We start from the raw sequence: 13992 nt of genomic DNA on the forward strand, positions 1-13992 counted from the left end.
AAAATGTATAAAAAACCGGATTTCAGCAGACTTTACGCTTTTTTATAATACTCGTTCGTTAATAGAATCGTCAACAATCTTCTGACTTAAAATACTTATTCCTGATGACTTTCTTCGATTGCTTGGATCATTTGCTGTTCATCCCAGACTTCGATCCCCAAGCTCTGGGCTTTTGTCAATTTGCTACCCGCTTCTTCACCGGCCACCACGATATCAGTTTTCTTTGAAACGCTACCGGTGACTTTACCGCCAAGATTTTGGATTTTTTCTTTGGCATCTTCACGAGTGTACTCCACTAGTTTGCCGGTTAAAACGATAGTCTTATCTTTGAAAGGAGATTCGACGTTTTCCAATTGGCTCGCCCGAATGCCTTTGTATGCTAAATTCACTCCGCGCTCTTCGAGTTCCTGCATCAATTCGTGGACTTCCTCATTTTCAAAATAAGTGACCACGCTATCCGCGATCGTTTCTCCCATTGTATTTAATGAAACGATTTCCTCTTTTTCCGCTTTGCTTAATGCAGTTAAACTGCCGAAATGTTCTGCTAAGATTCCCGCCGCTTTTGCGCCTACATGACGAATACCTAAACCGAAGATCAATCGTTCAACTGAATTTTCACGACTTGCGTCGATCGCTTGCAAAATATTTTCTGCTGATTTGTTTTTGATCTTATCTAAAGTCAACAACTGTTCTTTATCTAAGGCATAAAGGTCCGCTACATCAGAAACCAAACCTTTATCAAACATTTGTGCTAGCACTCTCGGTCCTAAACCGTCAATATTCATGGCGTTGCGTGAAACGAAGTGACTCAAGCCTTCTTTGATTTGAGCCGGACATTTGGGGTTAATACAGCGTAGAGCAACTTCTTCATCCAAATGGACTAGCTCGCTATCACAAACGGGACAATGGGTTGGTACCGGATAAGGTTCGCTGTCTGCCGGACGTTTTTCTAAAATGACTTGCGCCACCTCCGGTATAATATCCCCGGCTTTATAAACTAAAATCGTGTCTTTTAAACGAATATCTTTTTTCTCGATGTAGTCGCTGTTATGCAGACTTGCCCGGCCAACGGTTGTTCCCGCTAAGCGGACCGGCTCCATGATCGCAGTTGGGGTTAAGACGCCCGTTCGCCCAATCGTCCAATCAATATCGAGTAGGGTTGTTTGTGCTTCTTCTGGCGGGAATTTATAAGCCGTTGCCCAACGCGGAGCTTTTACTGTAAAACCTAAATCATCTTGTAAGCTGAACTCATTAACTTTAATGACGATTCCATCGATCTCATAAGGTAATTGATCCCGTGTTTCATGAAAGTTTTCAATGTATTCCCAAACCTCTTCAATCGTTTCACAAACCCGATGCTCCGGATTGGTGCGAAACCCTAGACGAGCCATTTCATTCAAAGCATGATCTTGCGTCGTTGATTCTAGCGGTCCGAAATCAGCCAACGTGTATAAGAACGTGCTTAAATTCCGTTTGGCTGCGATTCGCGTATCCAGTTGTCGCAAACTTCCAGCCGCGGCATTGCGGGGATTGGCAAAAACTTCTTTACCTTCTTCTTCCCGCTGCTGATTTAATTTAACAAAAGAAGACTTAGGCATATAACATTCGCCTCGGACTTCGATTGATAATGGTTCTTTTAGCCGGATTGGAATCGATTTGACAGTTTTCAAATTCTCGGTGATGTTTTCACCGACTGAGCCATCGCCACGAGTAGCACCTTGGACAAAGACGCCATTATCATATTTCAATGAAATCGAAAGCCCATCAATTTTCAACTCAACACAATAAGAAACCGGATGCCCTACCGCTTTTTTTACCCGTTCATCAAAAGTAATCAGTTCTTCTTTACTAAAAACATCGTTCAGACTATATAGGGGAATGTCATGAACGACCTTTTCGAACCCCTCTAAGACCTTTCCGCCAACACGTTGAGTTGGAGATTCCGGTGTAATCAAGTCTGGGTATTCCGTTTCAATCTCGACTAATTCTTGATATTTTTTATCGTAAACAAAATCTTCCACTGAAGGCTGATCTTGTACATAATATTCGTGAGCATATTGATTCAATTCTGCTCGCAGCTCCGCTGAACGCGACTCGGCCGCTTGAAAAGTCATTGGTTCCAAGATGATCCCTCCTAAAAAATAATTCGTCTTTAGATTTTTTCAATCGGTGCAAAGGCAGCCAATAAACGTTTCACACCTTGCTGTGGAAAGGCAATATCCAATTCAACATCTTTTGAATTGCCGCTGACTTTCACCACGGTGCCGACGCCCCACTTTTTATGTTGGACCTTATCACCGGGATTCCAGCTTTCATTCTCGCCGCCGGAGGCCGTTTTATTCATGACCGGTTCCCGTGTGGCATGCTGATACTTAGGCTTCATTTGATTGCTATTATTTTTAAATGGACTGCCAAAAGTTGCAGCTTTTGGTTGCGGCTGCATCCCAACCGGATTTAAGAGACTCTCATCGATCTCCGCCACAAAACGGGAAGGCTGATTGTACTGGGTTTTTCCGTAAAGAGTTCGAGAAAAGGCATTGGTTAAAAATAAACTTTCTTCAGCCCGCGTGATCCCCACATAAGCCAAACGCCGTTCTTCCTCTAATTCCGCTTCTTCCATCAAAGAACGCGACAATGGGAAGATTTTTTCCTCCATCCCGATCAAGAAAACAATCGGAAATTCCAGTCCCTTCGCAGCATGGAGTGTCATTAGCGTAACTTGGGCACTTTCTTCTTGATAATCGTCTAAGTCAGAAACTAACGCCAAATCATTCAAGAAAATCGCCAGTTTTTCTTCTGGTGCGTTGGCTGCGTCATCCTCTTCCACAGCGTTGCGCTTATCAAATTCTTGTGTGACGGAACGAAATTCCTCCAAGTTTTCTAAACGTGATTCAGCTTCTAAGGTTCGTTGGTTTTTTAATTCGTCTAAATAACCTGTTCGTTCCAATACTTGATCGACTAATTCCGTTACTGGCAAATATGCGACCATTTCTTGAAATTGTGTGATCATTGTCGCAAATTCGCCGATCATACGGCCAGCTTTTCCAGAAATATTGGCTAAGTCAACGTTTTGAGCCGCCTCCACCATTGACCAATCATGCATCGTAGCAAAATTCCGTAACTTTTCAACGGAAGCTGCGCCAATTCCACGCTTCGGTGTGTTGATCACTCGTTCAAAGCTGACACCGTCACGAGGATTATTGATAATATTTAAGTAAGCAATTATATCCTTGATTTCTTTCCGATCGTAGAACTTATGTCCGCCTACCATTGTATAAGGCACATTTGATTTTACTAACGTGTCTTCAATCACCCGTGATTGAGCGTTAGTTCGATACAACACGGCAAAATCATTATAGCTGCGATTGTTAGTTTGGATTTCTTCTTTGATCTTACTAACGATGAATTGTGCTTCATCCCGTTCGCTATCGGCGCGATAATACGTGATTTTTTCGCCGCTTTGGTTGTCAGTCCAAAGGTTTTTGTCACGGCGATTGCTATTGTTTTTAATAACTTGATTGGCGGCATCTAAAATACTTTTAGTTGAACGATAATTTTGTTCTAGCAAAATGACCGTAGCATCATTATAATCCTTCTCAAAATCTAAAATATTTTGCATGTCCGCTCCGCGCCAACCGTAAATACTTTGGTCGGCATCCCCTACGACACATAAGTTGCGGAACCGGGCTGCCAACATATTTACCAAAGTGTATTGGGCATGGTTGGTATCTTGATACTCATCCACATGAAGATAATGAAATTTATTTTGATAATAGGTCAACACTTGATCATTATCTTCGAATAAACGAATCGTGTTCATGATCAGATCATCGAAGTCCATACTCTGATTGTTCCGTAACGCTTTTTGATACGCGTCATAACAACGAGCAACGATTTCCTCAAAAAAAGAGCCTTGGCGTTCGGCGTAGGTTTCCGGTGTCAATAATTCATTTTTCGCATTACTGATAGCTCCTAGAATCGAACGTGGATCGTATTTCTTCGGATCAATGTTCAATTCTTTTAGAATTCGTTTCATTAAGGTCAACTGGTCAGAGCCATCTAAGATCGTAAAGTTCCGATCATAACCGATTGCGTCTACATCCCGGCGCAAAATTCGGACACACATGGAGTGGAAAGTCGAGACCCATACATCTTGCCCACCTTGTCCTAAGATGCCATTCACTCGTTCCTTCATTTCCCGAGCGGCTTTATTGGTAAAGGTAATCGCTAAGATATTCCAGGGATTCACATTTTTTTCTTCTATTAAATAAGCAATTCGATGAGTCAGGACCCGCGTCTTTCCGCTTCCTGCTCCAGCCATAATTAATAGCGGGCCTTCTGTGTGAAGTACCGCCTCTTTTTGTTTAGGGTTTAGTCCTGCTAACAACTCCTGTTTGTTTGGCATGCAAAACGTCCTTTCTCTTTTCAATCTTTTTTATTATAGCATCTCAGAAAGTTTCGCGACACTAGCAACATTTTAAAAAAGCGAATTCATTGATTCATCCTTGTTTTTCTTTTAATTTCGCGCTAAATTTAATAAGGGTATGGAGGGAATTCATGAAAAACGAACACGAAATCAAACGTTTAGATAGTACGAAAGTTATTTTTATTTTAAAGGGCGTCCTAATTGGCGCGCTTGCAGGGATTATCGTCAGTCTGTTTCGCTTACTGATTGAAAAGATGATGGAACATGTGGTGACCCTCTATTTATGGTTTCACGACAATCCTCTATGGCTAATTCTTTGGGCCTTTGTGATGATCGCTTTTGCCGTTACAATCGGCGCCTTAATGAAATCCGATCCGAATATTAAAGGCAGCGGAATTCCACAAGTCGAAGGTACACTCCAAGGTGAGATCAAATTAAATTGGTTCTCAATTCTGTGGAAAAAATTTGTTGGTGGTGTCCTTTCCGTTGGTTCGGGGTTATTTTTAGGCCGCGAAGGACCTTCGATTCAATTAGGGGCAATGGTAGGGCAAGGCTTTAGTGAATACACCCACGCCTCCACTTCAGAGAAAAAAATCTTTATTTCTAGCGGCGCGGCAGCTGGTCTGGGAGCCGCTTTCAACGCACCGATTGCTGGTTTACTATTTGTAATCGAAGAAATCCACCATCATTTTTCACCCTTGATCTGGCTGACTTCACTAACAGCGGCACTGACTGCGAATCTCGTTTCACTGAATTTTTTTGGTTTAAAGCCGGTACTTTTCATCGCGGACGTTCCTTCGCTACCGTTGAAATACTATGGCTGGCTCGTTGTCTTAGGAATTATTTTAGGTATTTTGGGTTATCTATATCAAATTGTTTTATTGTCATTACCACGTTGGTACAAACATACACATTTGCCAGAGCATCTTTATGGACTCGTTCCTTTTCTATTGATTATTCCGATTGCTTTCTTTTTGCCAAATTATTTAGGCGGCGGCAATCAAATTGTCCTAATGATTGGGCAGCAAAATTTATCGTTGACCTTGTTGATTGGTTTATTTCTGTTACGCTTTATTTTTTCGATGGTTTCCTATGGAGCGAATCTTCCCGGAGGAATCTTTTTACCAATTCTTACCCTTGGCGCCTTAATTGGTGCGATCTACGGGACGATTTTGCATCAGTGGTTTGGGCTGGATAATAGCTTGATTCGTGACTTTGCCATTTTTGCCATGGCTGGCTACTTTACTGCCATTGGGAAAGCGCCTTTGACAGCTATTATTTTAGTGACTGAAATGGTGGGAAATATTACTCACTTGATGCCCTTAGCGGTTTGTTCCCTGACTGCCTATGTCATCAATGATCTTTTAGGTGGTAATCCAATTTATGAATCGCTACTTGAACGATTAGTCAAAGGTTATTTGCCTAGCATTACCGGCAATAAAACAATCATTGAATTTCCCGTCACCGCAGAAAGCACGTTAGACGGTACGATGGTTCGTGATTTCAACTGGCCAAAAGAGATGCTGCTGATCTCGATTCGCCGCGGCTCCTCCGAAATTCTGACTCATGGCGATACCGTTATGAAGGTTGGAGATTTATTGATGATTTTAACCGACGAAGGCTATACACAAAAAATAAAAACGTTGATTCGCGAACGTTCTCATGCAGCCGTCGCGAAAAAACAAGATAAAGCAATAAGAGGCTGAGCTGAGCTCAACCTCTTATTTTTTGTGCCATTTTTTCATTTACATAGACTGAAACTTGACCGTCATTAACGGGGAATGTTCCTTGTCCATTCTCATCTAATGTGATTTTTGCTTCATTATTTCCTAACAGATCGACAAAGATCTCGCCTTCATGAATCGCGCTGACGGTCATCTCTTTTTCACCACCACCAGCATTGGTCATGATGACTGCCATACCAGAATCCTTTTGATCAAAATCACCGGTACACGTCCAGCCAATAACATCAGGATCATCAAAATAATCAGCTTGGCTGCCAAAAATCAATTCTTCACGCAGCTTAATCAACGCATTTAAACCGTCGCCGACTGCCTCAGCATTTTCGGTTCCGTAAAGATCTCCCCAAAAAATCACCGGCGTTCCTTCGTTGCGTAGGAGAATCAGACTGTAGGCTTGAAGCTTGAACCAACCTTCCACCCATGACTCCAAACTTTGCCCTTGTTGCGTATCATGATTATCGACGAAGGTCACTGCCCAATCCGGTCGTGTCTCAATCAAAGTCCCGGCAAAGATTTGTCGCATATCAAAATTACCCATCGTTGAAGCCGCTTGAAATAAATTAAAGTGCAGTGGTACATCAAAAAGTGAAATCAAATTGCCAGATGAATCTAAATACTCTTGCAACTTTTCTAATTCATCCGACCAATATTCACCAACCACAAACAGATCAGAATCCTTTTCTTCCCGGCGATGCAAGATCCAATCAACAAATAAATCAAAGCGAATGTGTTTCACCGCATCCAAACGATAGCCATCGACACCGGTTAATTCTTGATACCATTTGCCCCATTTGTCTAGCTGTTCGACTGTTTCAGGATTTTCCATGTCCAGGTTACAGCCCATCAAATAATCAAAATTGCCATTTTCATCATCGACTTTTGGCTCCCAGCCTTTATCGGCAAAATTAAAGATCGCGTGGTCTTTTTCCCGTGCGTCATAATCGACACCAGAGAAATTTCTCCACGTCCATTGATACTCATTGTATTTTCCCTGACGTCCAGGGAAAGTAAATTTAGTCCACGCTTCAATTTCTTCTTCGCCGGAAGTTGGTTTTGTTCGATCGTCGAAGTGATAAGAAACTGCCGAAACAATCTCCGTTTCATCCGCACCCATGAAATGATCAAAAACAATATCGGCATAAATTTTTAGCCCAGCTTTTTTCAATGCAGCAATACTGCTTAAATACTCATCTTTTGTTCCATACTTGGTTTTAACGCTACCCTTTTGATCAAACTCACCTAGATCATAAAGATCATAAGTCCCGTAGCCAACATCATTAGCCCCTTCTGATCCTTTATAAGCAGGCGGCATCCAGATTGCGTTAATACCAAAGTGACGTAATTCTTCTGCTTTTTCGGCGAGTGTTTTCCAATGTGTGCCATCAGCAGGAAGATACCATTCAAATCCTTGTAAAATTGTTTGTTTTTCCATAACCTTCACCTCTATATCTATCATACAGAATGTGAACGATCCTTCAAAATAAGATGACCTGCAAATTATCGATAAATGATTTTGAACGTTTTTGGATGTTTGTGGTTGAATTATTAAATTTACTATGTTACTATATCATTGAAGGAGGATTGAAAATGCTTACAGAAGAACGACACAAAAAAATAATCGAATGGTTAGAGCGTGACGGAGTCGTGAAATCACAAGAGTTAATTCAGTGGTTAGACTCTTCAGAATCCACCGTACGGCGAGATTTACACGAGTTAGAAGAATTAGGAATTTTAGAGCGTGTTCACGGCGGGGCCAAGCGCCCCCAACATCTCGAGCAAGAGTTAGGAATGTTTGAAAAATCGTCCAAAAACGTTCAGCAAAAACAGTTGATTGCACAATATGCCGCTGAACAAATTGCTGAAGGCGATGTGATCTATCTTGATGCCGGAACGACTACCTCTGAGATGATCCCTTTTTTGAAAAATAAAACCGTCACCGTCGTCACGAACTCCGTTGGACTAGCCGCCCGTTTAGTAGAAGCGCAAATCGCAACGATTGTTTTAGGCGGCCGTATTAAATTGACTACTGATGCCGTTGTAGGATCGCAAGCGTTGGAACAATTAAAACAATATCGTTTCAACAAAGCCTTCATGGGTATGAATGGCGTCCATTTGGATAGCGGCTACTCAACACCAGATGCAGAAGAAGCCATTTTAAAAAGAGCAGCCATCAAGCAATCTGAAAAAGCTTTTATTTTAGTCGATCATAGCAAGTTCAATCAAACGAGCTTTGTCAGTGTCGCTCCATTGCCGGCAGCTTCAATCCTCACCGATACCTGTCCTTTGGTTATCCATGATCAAATCACAGAACAAACTATCTTAAAGGAGGTTTCTGTATGATCTATACAGTGACATTAAATCCTTCGATTGATTATATTGTGCATGTCGACCAATTAACGATCGGCGATGTCAATCGAATGAAAAATGACTTAAAATTACCCGGTGGTAAAGGCATCAATGTTTCAAGAATCTTGAAACGCATCAATAACGACTCCACTGCCTTAGGTTTTCTTGGCGGATTTACTGGATCGTTTATTGAAAATTGGATGACCAAAGAAGCCATCAAAACAAATTTCACCACCGTTGCTGACGACACCCGGATTAATATCAAGCTAAAAGCCGACCAAGAAACTGAAATCAATGGTCAAGGCCCTGCTGTTTCTCCTGAAGAAATGGCTGAATTGAAAAAAGTCTTAACCAACCTTAACGCTGATGACATCGTCGTTCTTTCTGGCAGCAAGCCAGCCAGTGTTCCTACTGGCTTTTATCAAGAATTGATCGAAATCGTCAAAGCCCAAGGCGCTTCATTCGTGATTGATACCACCGGCGCAGATTTAATGGATGCTTTAGAACAAGCACCGCTACTGGTCAAACCAAATAATCATGAATTGGCTGATTTATACCAAACCTCCTTTGACTCCGTTGAAGCAATCTATCCCTTCGGTCAACGTTTGCTAGACGAAGGTGCACAACACGCATTAGTTTCAATGGCCGGTGACGGCGCGTTGTTATTTACGAAGGACGGCATCTATCGCTCCAATGTGCTTAAACGAAACGTTAAAAACTCTGTTGGAGCTGGCGATTCAATGATTGCAGGTTTTGTCGGTAACTATACGAAAACGAAAGACCCAGTCGAAGCGTTCAAATGGGGCGTAGCGTGCGGCAGTGCTACAACCTTTTCAGATGATTTAGCCACTGCTGATTTTATTCAAGAATTATTACCAGAAGTTGAGATCACAAAAGTAAAATAGTTTGCTCTCGCTGCTTCTGTTAAAAAGTAAAAAAATGGAGGGACTACCATGCATATTAAAGATTTATTGATCAAAGAAGCCATGATCATGGATTTGCAGGCAACGACTAAAAAAGCCGCGATCGATGAAATGGTTCAAAAGATGTACGACGCTGGCCGCATTTCTGACATTGAGGTTTATAAAGAAGGAATTTTAAATCGGGAAGCGCAAACTTCAACCGGCTTAGGCGACGGCATCGCAATGCCCCACGCAAAAAATAGCGCGGTTAAGGAAGCGACGGTTTTATTTGCAAAAAGTAAAGCGGGCGTCGATTATGAATCATTAGACGGTCAACCTACTTACCTTTTCTTCATGATCGCTGCTCCAGAAGGTGCGAACGATACTCACTTACAAGCATTAGCCGCTCTTTCAAGACTATTGATTGATCCTGATTTTGTTGCGAAATTAAAATCAGCAGAAACACCTGAACAAGTTCAAGAAACTTTTGATACGGCTGAAAAGGCCAAAGAAGCAGAAGAAAAAGCGGAAGAACAAGCCGCCGCTTTAGAAAGTATCACGGATGAAAATCGTCGCTATCTTGTAGCTGTGACAGCCTGCCCTACCGGTATCGCTCACACCTATATGGCGGAGGACGCATTAAAGAAAAAAGCAAAAGAAATGGGCGTCGACATCAAAGTCGAAACTAACGGCTCTGAAGGAATCAAACATCGCCTAACCGCTGAAGATATCGCACGCGCAGATGGCGTCATCGTTGCGGCGGATAAAAAAGTTGAAATGAATCGTTTCAGCGGCAAAGAATTAGTCAATCGTCCAGTTAGCGACGGTATCCGCAAACCAGAAGAATTGATCAACTTAGCCTTAAGCGGAGGTGCTCCGATCTATCATGGCGATGGTGACAGTTCTTCAACTGATGAAGAAAAAAGCGACAACGGAACCATGGGACAACGGATCTATAAAGATTTAATGAACGGCGTTTCTCATATGTTGCCATTCGTTATCGGTGGCGGGATCATGATCGCATTGTCATTCATGATCGACCAATTTATGGGTGTCCCCCATTCAGAACTTGCTAATTTGGGAAATTACAACCAAGCTGCTAGCTGGTTCAACCAAATCGGTGGCGCAGCCTTCGGTTTCATGCTTCCTGTTTTAGCAGGATTCATCGCTTCAAGTATCGCTGACCGTCCTGGTTTGATCGTTGGGTTTGCAGCTGGTGCTTTAGCTAATACTGGCGGCGCTGGTTTCTTAGGCGCATTACTTGGTGGTTTTATCGCTGGGTATGTCATCATCTTCTTGAAGAAATTGTTTAAGAACTTGCCTAAATCACTTGAAGGAATCAAAGCAATTCTATTCTATCCTTTCTTTGGATTATTGATCACCGGCTTCTTGATGCTGTTAGTTAATATCCCTATGAAAGCGATCAACGATGCATTAAATGGTTTCTTGACTGGCCTTAGCGGATCAAATGCGATCTTACTTGGTGCTTTACTTGGTGGAATGATGGCGGTTGACTTAGGTGGTCCAATCAACAAAGCGGCCTACGTCTTCGGTACCGCAACACTTGCTTCAAGTGTCGCTCAAGGCGGATCAATCGTTATGGCGGCAGTTATGGCCGGCGGGATGGTTCCTCCATTAGCAATCTTTGTCGCTACTCGTCTGTTCAAAAATAAATTCGAAAAAGACCAAGTGGACGCAGGCTTGACCAACATTGTCATGGGCTTATCCTTCGTGACCGAAGGGGCGATCCCATTTGCGGCAGCCGATCCTATTCGGGTCATTCCAAGTTTCGTCGTAGGTTCAGCTTTAGCCGGCGGCTTAGTTGGAGCGGTTGGTATCAAATTATTGGCGCCACACGGCGGAATCTTCGTAGTTTTATTACTGAGCCATCCACTACTTTATCTAGTCTTCATCGCGATTGGCGCGATCGTTTCAGGAGTCATTTATGGCTTAGTGAAAAAGCCCGTTGCGAAATAGTTGCAAACAAAAAACCACTTTCGAAAATTTTCGAAAGTGGTTTTTTTCTTCCCTATCATTTATAACCAGCGATCTTTTCTGCGAACACGGACAGGCTGAGGTTTAGGTTCAATTGAAAAAAGAATCATTCCGATAAAGAACACTGCGATTGACAAAGGGATTTCTAATGATGCAAGTGGCAATCCAAAAATCATTCCAACGACTAATAAGCAACTACCCATAATCTTAATATATCTTAGATTCATAACTAACCTCTCCTTTTTGTGTTAAGTGTTAAATCTCCAGTATGTCCAATTGATTTTTAGCCGACACTTTTTTTTGATCAATAAATGACACAATCAAATGCTTTGCTTCTTTTTCTAATGAAAATGTTAAAGAATCATTTTTCCGGCTGACTTGATGGATCGTCATATCGTTTAACGCTGCCTTCAAATCTTCCAAAGGAAAATCCAAAAAGGCTTTTTTAGGAATAAACAATTGTAAAACAGCTGTGTAGTCTTTGTAACGGGCGTCCTGAATCTTGAATTCGATTGAATCCCGAATATAATACTCAAAAGCCGCTAAGCCTTTGTCTAACGTCAATTCAGGATATAAAATATGATAGTTCATCATACGTTCACTTTCATCATCGATCCAAGGAAAATAAGCGAGTGCATTTAGCCCGCCTTTCATTCGATTCACCCGGTATTGATTAGTTAAAAAATTATAGGTGCGTGTAACAAAATAGGAAGCTCGATTTTTTTCAGTTGGTTGAAACTGTTCATTTTGATACTGAACCGTTTGAATGACTGTATCTTCAAACGCAAATTCAATGTACGGCTGCTTCAACAATCCAATTCCGTTCGTATAAGACAGTTGCGAAATCCCTAATTGATCACGAAACAGTTGCTGAAATCTTAGATTAGGTTCTTCCTGCCACTGGAATGGGTCCTTGTATAATTCAAAAAAGACGCCGCCGCCAAGTTCACCCACTTTTTCAACTTGCTGGACCTCCAACAATAACGGCTTCGCAAATAATTTTTTATAGGACTCTCCTAGAAACAGCCACCAGCAAGACGTTAGACAAACCCCTTTATAAAAAACATCATAGCCTGGAAAATTATTACAATCCACCACTACATCGCCATTAAGCCCTTTCATTTTTGGTAACGCCTGTGTTTCTTCCGCGGACTCAAAGGAACGACGTTTTACTAGCTCACTAGTGTTATGATATAAATACTCGTCATACGAACGCAGGTAGGCGAATAAACCGTGCTGAATCAAACGTGCCTTTAAATAATCCAAATAAACCGTTTCCCAATAATAAAAGGTTTTTTCTCGGATGATCGACTTTTCAAAAAGAGTATCACCCAGTAAATGAATCGTCGTTTCTTCTTCAGGATTTTTTATTTGAAGCCAAAAATCCTCCTCCATACCAAAATTCTCAACGACTTGTTGCAATTCTTGATAGTCAAATGCTTGTTCAGAGCCGTTGATCGACATTTCATCTGGTTCCAGCAATAAACGACTCATAATCAACCAGTCAGCTAAGTGTGACTGAATATCAGATTGCTTTAAATCGCAAAGCTGGCTGACGCCATACAATTTTTGCTGTTTTGTCATTGCCTTCCCCTTTCTTCTTTCTCTATTTTAATTATATCTTAAAGATTTAAAAATCACTAAGAAATTGACCATTAAGTTTTCAAAAAATTGTATACTAGAATGAATTATGGTAAAAATAAAGCGGAGGTGTTCAGATGGGTTTAAAATTCGAAAGAGCCGATGATTTGGACAAGCTTTTTGAATCGTTTGCGGTTGATCCTGATAAAGAAGTCAAGAAAGATGCGGACATTCAAAAATTTTTAAAACCAAAGAACGACGACACAGACAAAAAAAAGGATCAAGCCTAAAGCTGATCCCTTGAAACTGTAGCCTTTGCTTAAACGCAGGCTGCAGTTTTTTATTTGATTGCGGCTTCAATTGCTTGCCAAGCCTCTTCTTTGCCTTGCTTTGTTTCAGAAGAAAAAAGGATGAAGGTGTCGCTTGGATCAAAATCCAATTTTTTCTTAATGGCGCTAGTGTGCTTGTTCCATTTTCCGCGAGGAATCTTATCGGCCTTCGTCGCTACGACGATCACTGGAATACCATAGTATTTCAGAAATTCGTACATCTGAATATCTTCTTTACTAGGATCATGACGAACGTCAACTAGAGAAACAACGGCTCTCAGTTGTTTCCGGCTAGTGATATAGGTCTCGATCATCTCGCCCCATTTTGCCCGCTCCGTTTTGGAAACTTTGGCATACCCATAGCCAGGTACGTCGACAAAATGTAAAGCATTTTCAATCAGATAAAAATTTAGCGTTTGAGTTTTGCCGGGTTTGCCAGAAGTCCGTGCAAGATTTTTACGATCAATTAAAGTATTGATGAAGGAAGATTTGCCAACATTGGAACGTCCAGCCAACGCGATTTCAGGTAAATCTGTTTCTGGATACTGTTTGGGCGAGACCGCACTAATTACGATCTCTGCATTATGAACTTTCATTCTTTCACGCCTTTCAAAAAAGGAGCTGGGACACGAATCTGTCGCAGCTCCTTTCATACATCTATTTTGGTGTTG

11 protein-coding genes are annotated in these 13992 nt (G+C 41.6%); 5 read left to right on the forward strand and 6 right to left on the reverse strand.

Going from position 1 to position 13992, the window contains the following annotated elements:
- Positions 1 to 95 precede the first annotated feature (95 nt).
- Together ligA and pcrA are read right to left on the reverse strand one after the other, a co-directional pair.
- Positions 96 to 2114 carry an NAD-dependent DNA ligase LigA gene (ligA, locus tag IGI54_RS06685; RefSeq protein ID WP_430621484.1) on the reverse strand — a complete coding sequence of 673 codons (2019 nt, stop codon included), beginning with the start codon at positions 2112 to 2114 and terminating at the stop codon, positions 96 to 98.
- Positions 2115 to 2152: 38 nt separating this feature from the next.
- Positions 2153 to 4405 (reverse strand): DNA helicase PcrA, encoded by a 2253-nt coding sequence (gene pcrA / locus IGI54_RS06690; protein WP_430620245.1) that lies wholly within the window; start codon positions 4403 to 4405, stop codon positions 2153 to 2155.
- Between the two features lie 152 nt (positions 4406 to 4557).
- Between pcrA and IGI54_RS06695 the strand changes: the two genes are divergently transcribed.
- Positions 4558 to 6132 carry a ClC family H(+)/Cl(-) exchange transporter gene (locus IGI54_RS06695; protein WP_430620246.1) on the forward strand — a complete coding sequence of 525 codons (1575 nt, stop codon included), beginning with the start codon at positions 4558 to 4560 and terminating at the stop codon, positions 6130 to 6132.
- A gap of 7 nt (positions 6133 to 6139) precedes the next feature.
- Here the strand turns inward: IGI54_RS06695 and IGI54_RS06700 are convergent, their stop codons facing one another.
- Positions 6140 to 7600: an alpha-amylase gene (locus IGI54_RS06700; RefSeq protein WP_430620247.1), complete on the reverse strand. Its 1461-nt coding sequence runs from the start codon at positions 7598 to 7600 to the stop codon at positions 6140 to 6142.
- 155 nt (positions 7601 to 7755) lie between these two features.
- On the opposite strand from IGI54_RS06700, the gene IGI54_RS06705 reads away from it, so the two are divergent.
- From IGI54_RS06705 to IGI54_RS06715, 3 genes are read left to right on the forward strand one after another with little or no spacing between them, the layout of a single operon-like run.
- A complete protein-coding gene (locus IGI54_RS06705; RefSeq protein ID WP_430620248.1) occupies positions 7756 to 8508 on the forward strand; it encodes a DeoR/GlpR family DNA-binding transcription regulator in 753 nt (250 codons plus the stop codon).
- A complete protein-coding gene (pfkB, locus tag IGI54_RS06710) occupies positions 8505 to 9419 on the forward strand; it encodes a 1-phosphofructokinase (protein WP_071862773.1) in 915 nt (304 codons plus the stop codon). The genes IGI54_RS06705 and pfkB overlap by 4 nt, the downstream gene beginning before the upstream one ends.
- Before the next feature lie 48 nt (positions 9420 to 9467).
- Positions 9468 to 11393, forward strand: a complete 1926-nt coding sequence (locus IGI54_RS06715; protein WP_430620249.1) for a PTS fructose transporter subunit IIABC — start codon at positions 9468 to 9470, stop codon at positions 11391 to 11393.
- Between the two features lie 59 nt (positions 11394 to 11452).
- On the opposite strand, the gene IGI54_RS06720 is transcribed toward IGI54_RS06715, so the two are convergent.
- Entirely contained in the window at positions 11453 to 11638 is a 186-nt protein-coding gene (locus IGI54_RS06720; protein WP_071862775.1) for a hypothetical protein, read from the reverse strand.
- Between the two features lie 28 nt (positions 11639 to 11666).
- Positions 11667 to 12995: a hypothetical protein gene (locus tag IGI54_RS06725; RefSeq protein ID WP_430620250.1), complete on the reverse strand. Its 1329-nt coding sequence runs from the start codon at positions 12993 to 12995 to the stop codon at positions 11667 to 11669.
- A 134-nt stretch (positions 12996 to 13129) separates the two neighbouring features.
- Here IGI54_RS06725 and IGI54_RS06730 point away from each other — a divergent pair, with 134 nt between their 5' ends.
- The gene (locus IGI54_RS06730) at positions 13130 to 13282 is read left to right on the forward strand and encodes an SPJ_0845 family protein (protein WP_169818953.1); all 153 of its coding nucleotides are present in this window, start codon (positions 13130 to 13132) and stop codon (positions 13280 to 13282) included.
- Positions 13283 to 13332: 50 nt separating this feature from the next.
- Here IGI54_RS06730 and yihA read toward each other — a convergent pair whose 3' ends face one another.
- Positions 13333 to 13917, reverse strand: coding sequence for a ribosome biogenesis GTP-binding protein YihA/YsxC (gene yihA, locus IGI54_RS06735; RefSeq protein ID WP_216429003.1), 585 nt, complete (start codon positions 13915 to 13917; stop codon positions 13333 to 13335).
- Positions 13918 to 13992 lie beyond the last annotated feature (75 nt).

The sequence above is a fragment of the Enterococcus sp. DIV0800 genome (assembly GCF_050559735.1).
Lineage (GTDB): Bacteria > Bacillota > Bacilli > Lactobacillales > Enterococcaceae > Enterococcus_A > Enterococcus_A devriesei.

What these genes read in the sequence shown, in the direction of transcription:
- ligA (WP_430621484.1), bottom strand. Translation starts at nt 2,114, where the DNA reads ATGACTTTTCAAGCGGCCGAGTCGCGTTCAGCGGAGCTGCGAGCAGAA.
- pcrA (WP_430620245.1), bottom strand. Translation starts at nt 4,405, where the DNA reads ATGCCAAACAAACAGGAGTTGTTAGCAGGACTAAACCCTAAACAAAAA.
- IGI54_RS06695 (WP_430620246.1), top strand. Translation starts at nt 4,558, where the DNA reads ATGAAAAACGAACACGAAATCAAACGTTTAGATAGTACGAAAGTTATT.
- IGI54_RS06700 (WP_430620247.1), bottom strand. Translation starts at nt 7,600, where the DNA reads ATGGAAAAACAAACAATTTTACAAGGATTTGAATGGTATCTTCCTGCT.
- IGI54_RS06705 (WP_430620248.1), top strand. Translation starts at nt 7,756, where the DNA reads ATGCTTACAGAAGAACGACACAAAAAAATAATCGAATGGTTAGAGCGT.
- pfkB (WP_071862773.1), top strand. Translation starts at nt 8,505, where the DNA reads ATGATCTATACAGTGACATTAAATCCTTCGATTGATTATATTGTGCAT.
- IGI54_RS06715 (WP_430620249.1), top strand. Translation starts at nt 9,468, where the DNA reads ATGCATATTAAAGATTTATTGATCAAAGAAGCCATGATCATGGATTTG.
- IGI54_RS06720 (WP_071862775.1), bottom strand. Translation starts at nt 11,638, where the DNA reads ATGAATCTAAGATATATTAAGATTATGGGTAGTTGCTTATTAGTCGTT.
- IGI54_RS06725 (WP_430620250.1), bottom strand. Translation starts at nt 12,995, where the DNA reads ATGACAAAACAGCAAAAATTGTATGGCGTCAGCCAGCTTTGCGATTTA.
- IGI54_RS06730 (WP_169818953.1), top strand. Translation starts at nt 13,130, where the DNA reads ATGGGTTTAAAATTCGAAAGAGCCGATGATTTGGACAAGCTTTTTGAA.
- yihA (WP_216429003.1), bottom strand. Translation starts at nt 13,917, where the DNA reads ATGAAAGTTCATAATGCAGAGATCGTAATTAGTGCGGTCTCGCCCAAA.